Genomic DNA, 8005 nt, shown 5'->3' on the forward strand with positions numbered 1-8005 from the left:
GCTGTGGCCGCCGGCATCATGTTCTTCTGGGTCATGAAGAAGAAGGATGCCCTGGCCGCCGCTCAGCTGGGCTCCGACAAGCCCATCATGAAGTGGTTCCTGCCCTTCGGCAAGTACGTCTTCGTCCCCCTGTGCCTCCTCTGCTTCGTGCTCGGCATTGCCTGGGGCGGCATCGGCTAATCTGCCAAGCAGTTACAAAACAAAAATGGTCCGCTGCATTTGCAGCGGACCATTTTTTATTATCCATGATAGCCCAGGTCAGCCAGCAGGCGGGCCAAAACCTGCATTCGTTCTCCCAGCAGATCACCATCCCGAGCCAACGCATCCCGAAAGAGTGCAATATCCTCGCAGATATGGTCGTTGCCGGTACATACCTCTACCGTCATAGCGGCTCCCTGGAGACCCACCCGGTCGATCTGAGGGGTGTCCGGATCATACAGAGCAGGGAAGCGGTAGCTCTCCTCCCGAATGTAGTGGACTGCCCGGCAGGTGAGGATAGCCAGGTCCAGCACCCGGTGGAGGGGGAGCTCCTCCGACTGGCGGGACCACTTTTCACCAGTGTGCCGCCAGACTTTGGCGGAGATATCCACCCGGCCCCGGTCGTTCCATTGGGCCAGGCCAAGGCTCAGACCCTGGGCGTCGGTTTGATAGGCGCTGCGGCCGTCAATATTGCTGTAGTCCTCGGCTACAAAGACCGGCTTGTGCTTCAAATTGGTAGGGATTTGCATGGTTACCTCCTAATAACAAGTTAGTTATTTATTAAATTACTAAATGAGTAAACACAGTTTAACACAAATGGGGAACGCAGTCAAGATGACATACCAGTTAAATAAGCAAAAATGCCGGCCGCAGATGCGGCCGGCATTTTTTAGTAGGTCAGTCTTTGTGATCTTCCACGATCTCACCATTGCGGAAAGCCTGTACCAGGGCCATCAGATCGTCGATCTGCTCTTGGAGCTGGCGGCCTACGTCAGTCCCGGCGATTTTCAGCCGGGATTCCAACCGCTCAAATACCACCGAAGTAGAGGCGATGTCCTGGTTTTCCCGGATGGCGTTGGCCCGTCCAACAAAGGGCTCGTGGGAGACCAGCCGGAAGCAGGCGGAGTTGTAAATCAGCGTGTAGCCCGCAATGCCGGTGGTTTTCTGATAGGCTTTGCAGAAGCCGCCGTCGATAACCAGCAGCTTGCCGCCTGCCTTCATGGGGCTCTCGCCCTTTTTGGACTTTACCGGGATGTGCCCGTTGATGATGTGGCAGTGAGGTCCCTCCAGACCGAACTGCTTCAGCAGGAACTCACACACAGCGGGGTCGTTGTACAGCTGATAGTAGGCGTTTTTGGGCTCGGTCCAGGTGGACTCATCCAGAATGAACCGCCGCTCAAAGGTGGTCATACGGTCACGGCCAAAGATGGGGCTGTTGCGGCCTGCCCACAGGAACCACAGAAAGTCCATACCGAACTCCCGTTCTTCCGTGCCCGGCTTGCTGTAATAGGCCCGGCGGGCGTTGGTATCGGCATAATCCAGAAAGTCTTTGCCGGACAGGGTCACGCCGCCGATGGTAAAGGACTGGAGCTGACCATCCTCCGTCATGGGGATGCAGCCGTGGAAGAGCAGGTTGCCGTTGTAGACCTTGTACAGACTGCCCTTGGAGTAGAGGAAGCGAATGTGCCGCTGGAGCTTTTCGCTGTGGAGGAAGGAGCTGGTCAGCTGATTGATGAGGGTACTCTCTTCCTCGGTAAGGGTATAGGGATCGTTGGGGTCTACAGTGGGGAAGTCGGTATCCTCCATGGGATAAGTGGTGCCATTGATGGTGATGCACTTATTCTCATAGTCGATCTTGTCCAGCAGCAGCCGGTCCGCCATACCAAAGCAGGGGTTGCGCAGCAGTTTTTGCCCCTCCAGCTTGAAGAGAATGATGGTAATGGCCTTGTGCATTCGGGCAGCCAGCAGCTTATCCTTTTCCGTGTAGTGGGCGGCGTCTTCGTTGGTCAGCTTCACCTCAAAACAGTGGACATCGCAGTCCTTGTATACCTCGTTGGCAAAGACCGACAGAGGCCGCAGGGAGATGCCGTAGCCTGTCTCGATGACCTCCAGGTTGTTGTAGCGCAGGGAGTTGGCCAGTACGGTGGCCACCAGGGTGCGGGAGCCGGAGGCGGCACCCATCCACAGCACATCGTGGTTGCCCCACTGGATATCCACGCTGTGGTAGTTCATCAGAGAGTCCAGAATGATGTCCGCCCGAGGACCACGGTCAAAAATATCGCCCACCAGATGAAGATGGTCCACCGCCAGTCGCTTGATGAGCTCGCACAGCTGCACCAGGAAGTTGGAGGCCCGGTCGATGTCGATGATGGTGGAGATGATATTCTCGTAATAGTCCCGCTTGTCCATATCCTCGTAGTGGGTATGGATCATTTCATCAATGATGTAGGCGTATTCAGGCGGCATGGCCTTACGGACCTTGGAACGGGTGTATTTAGAGCTGACCAGACGGCACATCTCGATCAGGCGGTGGAAGGTGATGCGATACCACTCCCGCATATCGGTGGTCTCCCGCTCGATCTCCTCCAGTTTTTCCTGGGGATAGTAGATAAGGGTGGCCAGCTGGTCTAGATCGGCCTTGGATACGGTGGTGGCAAACAGGCTGTCCAGCTTCTCGCGTACCACGCCGGAAGCCGAATTCAGGATGTGAAGGAAGGCCTCATACTCGCCGTGTACGTCGGAGATAAAGTGCTCAGTGCCTTTGGGCAGGTTCTGAATGGCGTGGAGGTTGATGATCTCGGTGCTGGCAGCCTGGACATTTGGGTATTGTCGGGCCAGCATTTTCAGGTAGTGCAGGTTTTCCGGACGGTATGCTTTCTTACCTTCCATGGGAGGGCCTCCTTTTGGATGTCGTTGCCAATATTATCCCACTTTATGTGGCTGGTTGCAAGTAGAATCCAACCGTTGTTGGACTTGACAGTGTAAAATCTCGGGATATAATTGATATGTCAATCGTTGATATGTCAATTAGGAAGGTGAGTGGATGGAAAAGACGTTCCATATGCTGCTCTACCGGGCTTTTCATGCCCAGCGGGGGGCGCTGCGTCCCTGCCTGGCGGAGGTAGGACTGGGAACCGGTCAGCCCAAACTGCTGGGTTATCTCAGCCAGCATGGTCCCAGCCGCCAGCGTCAGCTGGCCGACTACTTTGAGATCGATCCGGCGGCGGTATGCCGGATGCTGGACAGCCTGGAAAAGGGCGGCTTTGTGACCCGGTGCGGGGATGGACAGGACAAGCGCCGGGACCGAATCGAGATCACTCCTGCTGGCCAGACGGCCTATGACGCCTGGCGAAGCTGCTGCCGTACCATGGAGGAACGGATGCTGGAGGGGTTTACGCCGGAGGAGCGGGAGCGGTTCGCCGGCTACCTGAGTCGGGTGTACCGCAATCTGAAGACAGCAGGGGAGGGACGGTCATGAAAGAACTGAAACGCCTGCTGTCCTATTTGGGCCCCTACCGCCGGGACCTGTTTCTGGGCGGATTATTGGTGCTGGTGGAGACCGCCTTTGAGCTGGTGATCCCGGTGCTGATGGCTGACCTCATTGACGTGGGAGTAGAGAACCGGGATCTGAATTATATTGTGGTCAAGGGTGTACAGATGGGCGTATGTGCTGTACTGGCTTTGATCACCGGCCTGCTGTATGCCCGGTTTGCCGCCCGGGCTGCCTACGGCTGGGGCGCCCGTATCCGGGAGGCCCAGTATGAGCGGGTCCAGGACTACGCCTTTTCCAACTTGGACCGCTTTGAAAGCTCCTCTCTGGTTACCCGTATGACCACCGATGTAACGGTGCTGCAAAACGCAATCAATGGCGGACTGCGGCCCCTGGTGCGCAGCCCGGTGATGCTGGTGATGGGATTAGGACTGTCCTTCTGGATGAATGCCCGGCTGGCTCTGATTTTTGTGGTGACTGCTCCCATACTGGCGCTCATCCTCTTTTTTGTGGTGCGTAAGGTGGCGCCCATGTACGGCAGGCTCCAGAAGGCCATGGATAAGCTGAACAATGTGGTTCAGGAGGGCCTTACCGCCATCCGGGCGGTGAAGGCTTTTGTGCGGGGGGAGTATGAGGAGGAGAAGTTCCAGTCGGTCAATGAGGAGCTGATGGCCACAAGTCAGCGGACCTTCCACTTTGCGGTACTCAACCTGCCTGCTTTCCAGTTCACGATGTATACTGCCATCGTGCTCATTCTGTGGTTCGGCGGCGGCATGATCCTGGGCGGCAGTCTCCAGGTGGGGGAACTGACCGGCTTTCTCAGCTATGTGCTCCAGGTGATGAACTCCTTCATGATGATTTCCAACGTGTTCCTGCTGCTCACCCGATCTCTGGCCAGTGCCCATCGCATTGCAGAGGTATTGGAGGAGAAGCCGGCCCTTGTTTCTCCGGCTCAGCCGGTGGAGGAAGTGCCCGACGGCAGCGTGGACTTTGAGAGTGTTTCCTTCAAGTACCATACCGACGCCAGGGAATATGCTCTGTCTGGGGTAAATTTGCATATTAGAGCAGGACAGACTGTGGGTATCCTGGGCGGCACAGGCTCTGCCAAGACTACCCTGGTACAGCTCATTCCCCGGCTGTACGATGCCACGGAAGGTACTGTGCGGGTTGGTGGGCACGATGAAAAGGACTACGACCTGACAGTTCTGCGGGATGCGGTGGGCATCGTGCTCCAAAAAAATGTGCTCTTCTCCGGTACTGTCCGGGAGAATCTGAAGTGGGGCGACCCGGATGCCGACGATGAGACCCTGTGGGCGGTTTGCCGGGCGGCCTGCGCCGATGAATTTCTGGAGCGAATGCCGGACGGCCTGGATACCGATCTGGGGCAGGGGGGCGTCAACGTCTCCGGCGGCCAGAAGCAGCGGTTATGTATTGCCCGAGCCCTGTTGAAAAACCCCAAGATTCTGATTTTTGACGACTCCACCAGTGCGGTAGATACTGCAACAGAGGGCAAGATCCGGGGGGCTCTGACCAAGCTTACCGGTGTGACCAAGATTATTATTGCCCAGCGAGTCACCTCGGTGATGCACACCGATCTTATTGTCATCCTGGAGGACGGCAGAATTCACGCCGCCGGCACCCATAGGGAACTGTTGGAGCATGACCCCATCTATCAGGAGATCTACGCATCCCAGATGAAAGGAGGGGAGGAGAATGGCTAGACAGCTCAGCGCAAAAAAGCCCAAGCACCTGGGTTACACCATTCGCGCCCTTCTGTCCTATCTGGGAAGACACAAGTTCCTGCTGCTGGCGGTAGCGGTGTTGGTTACTGTCAGTGCTCTGGCCAACCTGCTGGGCACCTATATGATCCGACCGGTGGTCAATAACCTGGCTACAGGGGGGATGGAAGCCCTGCTGAGAGGGGTGGCCATCACTGCCCTCATCTATCTGGCGGGAGCCCTGGCGGCCTGGGGCTATACCCAGACCATGGTGAAGGCGGCACAGAAGGTACTTTACGATATCCGCCGGGACTTGTTCGCCCATCTCCAGAAGCTGCCCCTCCGCTTCTTCGATACCCGCCGCCACGGCGACGTGATGAGCTACTTCACCAACGACGTGGACACCATTTCGGACGCCCTGAACAACAGCTTCGCTATGGTGATCCAGAGCTTCATTCAGGTGGCAGGTACCCTGACCATGCTCTTCATCCTCAACTGGCGGCTCACCCTGGTAGTAGCGGTATGCTATGTGGTCATGTTTCTCTATATCCGCTATAGCGGAAAGCGAAGCAAGGCCTACTACAACAAGCAGCAGCGGGCATTGGGTGATCTGGACGGCTATATTGAAGAGATGGTGGCGGGCCAGAAGGTGGTCAAGGTCTTCAACCATGAAAAAGCCAACCTGCGGACGTTTAGAGAGAAAAACGAAGCGCTTCGCAAGGCGGGTACCGGTGCTCAGAGCTACGCAGCCACCATGATCCCTGCGGTAGTGAGCATCTCCTATATTAACTATGCCATTGTGGCTGCCCTGGGAGGCTATATGGCCATGGCAGGCATGACCGACGTGGGAAGCCTGGCCAGCTATCTGGTCTTTGTGCGTCAGGCCGCCATGCCCATCAACCAATTTACCCAGCAGACCAACTTCCTGCTGGCTGCCCTGGCTGGCGCCGAGCGGGTTTTTGAGGCTATGGACCAGACTCCGGAGGTTGACGACGGTCAGGTGAGGTTGGAAAAGCGCGACGGGGGCTGGGTTTGGCGCAAGCCTGACGGCTCTGAGGTGCCCTTGCGGGGGGATGTCCGCTTTGAAGGTGTCACCTTTGGTTATGATGCCGGTCACCCCATTCTGAAAGACATCAGTCTCTTTGCCAAGCCCGGCCAGAAGATCGCCTTTGTGGGCTCTACCGGCGCGGGCAAGACCACCATCACCAATCTGATCAACCGCTTCTACGATGTACAAAAGGGGCGGGTGACCTATGACGGCATAGACGTGAAGGACATCCGGAAAGATGATCTGCGGCGATCCCTGGGCATGGTACTTCAGGATACCCACCTCTTTACCGGTACCATTGCCGATAACATCCGCTTTGGCAAGCTGGATGCCACCATGGAGGAGGTGGAGAAGGCGGCCAAAATCGCCAACGCTGATTCCTTCATCCGCCGCTTGCCCCAGGGCTACGACACTATGGTGACGGCAGACGGAGCCAATCTGTCTCAGGGCCAGCGGCAGCTACTTGCCATTGCCCGGGCGGCAGTGGCTGACCCACCGGTACTCATTTTGGACGAGGCAACCAGCAGCATTGATACCCGCACCGAGGCCCTCATCGAAAAGGGAATGGACCAGCTGATGGAGGGGCGGACGGTGTTTGTGATTGCTCACCGGCTGTCCACGGTCCGTAATGCTGACGCTATTATGGTGCTGGAACAGGGGCAGATTGTGGAGCGGGGCAGCCACGAGGACCTGCTGGCTCAGCAGGGAGAATATTATCAGCTGTACAACGGTATGTTTGAACTGAGCTAAAAGGGCATAAAACTTCATGCGCCAAGAGCACACCACGAAAACGGGCGAGGCTTGTGGCGCATGAAGTTTATGCGCATATGGGCCGTCCCGGCCCATGCGCTTTGATTTCATGGCCGTGCCGCTGAAAGCGGCATATGGCCAATTTTGCTATGCTTTTGCATAGCAAAAAAGGACGCCGTCAGGCGTCCTTTTTTTATGCTGGATTAGAACAGGTGAATGGTGGTGATCAGGCCGGAGAACACGATGGAAACGGTGGAGCACAGCTTGATCAGGATGTTCAGAGAGGGGCCGGAGGTGTCCTTGAAGGGGTCGCCCACGGTGTCGCCGATCACGGCGGCCTTGTGGCAATCGGAACCCTTGCCGCCGTGGTGGCCGGCCTCAATGTACTTCTTGGCGTTATCCCAAGCGCCGCCGGCGTTGGACATGAACACAGCGACCACGAAGCCGGTGACGGTAACACCGCCCAGCAGGCCCACAACGGCCTCAGCGCCCAGGATCAGGCCCACGATGACGGGGACGATAATGGCCAGCAGGGAGGGGATAACCATCTCATGCAGAGCGCCCTTGGTGCACAGGTCCACGCAGGAGGCGTAGTCGGGATCAGCTTTGCCCTCCATGATGCCGGAGATCTCACGGAACTGACGGCGAACCTCCACCACGATGGACTGGGCGGCACGCTGCACACCGCTCATGGTGAGGGCGGCGAAGATGAAGGTAAGCATGGCGCCCACGAACAGACCAACCAGCACGGCGGGGTTGGTGAGGGACAGGTCCATGGCGTGGTCCAGCTTGCCCTTGACCACGTCCACATAGGAGACCAGCAGAGCCAGAGCGGTGAGGGCGGCGGAACCAATGGCGAAGCCCTTACCGGTGGCGGCGGTGGTGTTGCCCAGGGAGTCCAGAGCGTCAGTACGGTTGCGGACCTCCTCGCCCAGGCCGCTCATCTCGGCGATGCCGCCGGCGTTGTCGGCCACGGGGCCATAGGCGTCGGTGGCCAGGGTGATGCCCAGGGTGGACAGC

The 8005-nt window shown here is 57.5% G+C and carries 6 protein-coding genes and 1 pseudogene; 4 read left to right on the forward strand and 3 right to left on the reverse strand.

Translation table 11 applies throughout. The annotated features are described in order from the left end of the window. A pseudogene (locus IHN22_RS11810) lies at window positions 1-180 on the forward strand (sodium-dependent transporter); the annotation flags it as partial. A gap of 59 nt (window positions 181-239) precedes the next feature. On the opposite strand, the gene IHN22_RS11815 reads toward IHN22_RS11810, so the two are convergent. Together IHN22_RS11815 and IHN22_RS11820 are read right to left on the reverse strand one after the other, a co-directional pair. Beyond that, window positions 240-728 (reverse strand): DUF6530 family protein, encoded by a 489-nt coding sequence (locus IHN22_RS11815; RefSeq protein ID WP_191435559.1) that lies wholly within the window; start codon window positions 726-728, stop codon window positions 240-242. Window positions 729-876: 148 nt separating this feature from the next. Beyond that, window positions 877-2868, reverse strand: coding sequence for a fructose-1,6-bisphosphatase (locus IHN22_RS11820; protein WP_191435561.1), 1992 nt, complete (start codon window positions 2866-2868; stop codon window positions 877-879). 154 nt (window positions 2869-3022) lie between these two features. Here IHN22_RS11820 and IHN22_RS11825 point away from each other — a divergent pair, with 154 nt between their 5' ends. Genes IHN22_RS11825 through IHN22_RS11835 form a run of 3 tightly spaced genes read left to right on the forward strand, consistent with a single transcriptional unit; the run spans window position 3023 to window position 6985 of the window. Next, entirely contained in the window at window positions 3023-3457 is a 435-nt protein-coding gene (locus IHN22_RS11825) for a MarR family winged helix-turn-helix transcriptional regulator (protein WP_191435563.1), read from the forward strand. Beyond that, complete coding sequence (locus IHN22_RS11830) at window positions 3454-5190, forward strand: ABC transporter ATP-binding protein (RefSeq protein WP_191435565.1); 1737 nt, start codon at window positions 3454-3456, stop codon at window positions 5188-5190. Before IHN22_RS11825 ends, IHN22_RS11830 begins: the two co-directional genes overlap by 4 nt. Then, entirely contained in the window at window positions 5183-6985 is a 1803-nt protein-coding gene (locus IHN22_RS11835; protein ID WP_191435567.1) for an ABC transporter ATP-binding protein, read from the forward strand. Before IHN22_RS11830 ends, IHN22_RS11835 begins: the two co-directional genes overlap by 8 nt. A 203-nt stretch (window positions 6986-7188) precedes the next feature. On the opposite strand, the gene IHN22_RS11840 is transcribed toward IHN22_RS11835, so the two are convergent. After that, window positions 7189-8005: sodium/proton-translocating pyrophosphatase (locus IHN22_RS11840; RefSeq protein WP_191435568.1), on the reverse strand; the 817-nt coding region annotated here is incomplete at its 5' end.

Origin of the sequence: Flavonifractor sp. An112 (assembly GCF_904377885.1) — a bacterium.
GTDB lineage: Bacteria > Bacillota > Clostridia > Oscillospirales > Oscillospiraceae > Flavonifractor > Flavonifractor avicola.

Excerpts from the sequence above, each read along its gene's own strand:
- IHN22_RS11820 (WP_191435561.1), bottom strand. The coding sequence starts at position 2,868 with ATGGAAGGTAAGAAAGCATACCGTCCGGAAAACCTGCACTACCTGAAA.
- IHN22_RS11835 (WP_191435567.1), top strand. The coding sequence starts at position 5,183 with ATGGCTAGACAGCTCAGCGCAAAAAAGCCCAAGCACCTGGGTTACACC.
- IHN22_RS11815 (WP_191435559.1), bottom strand. The coding sequence starts at position 728 with ATGCAAATCCCTACCAATTTGAAGCACAAGCCGGTCTTTGTAGCCGAG.
- IHN22_RS11825 (WP_191435563.1), top strand. The coding sequence starts at position 3,023 with ATGGAAAAGACGTTCCATATGCTGCTCTACCGGGCTTTTCATGCCCAG.
- IHN22_RS11830 (WP_191435565.1), top strand. The coding sequence starts at position 3,454 with ATGAAAGAACTGAAACGCCTGCTGTCCTATTTGGGCCCCTACCGCCGG.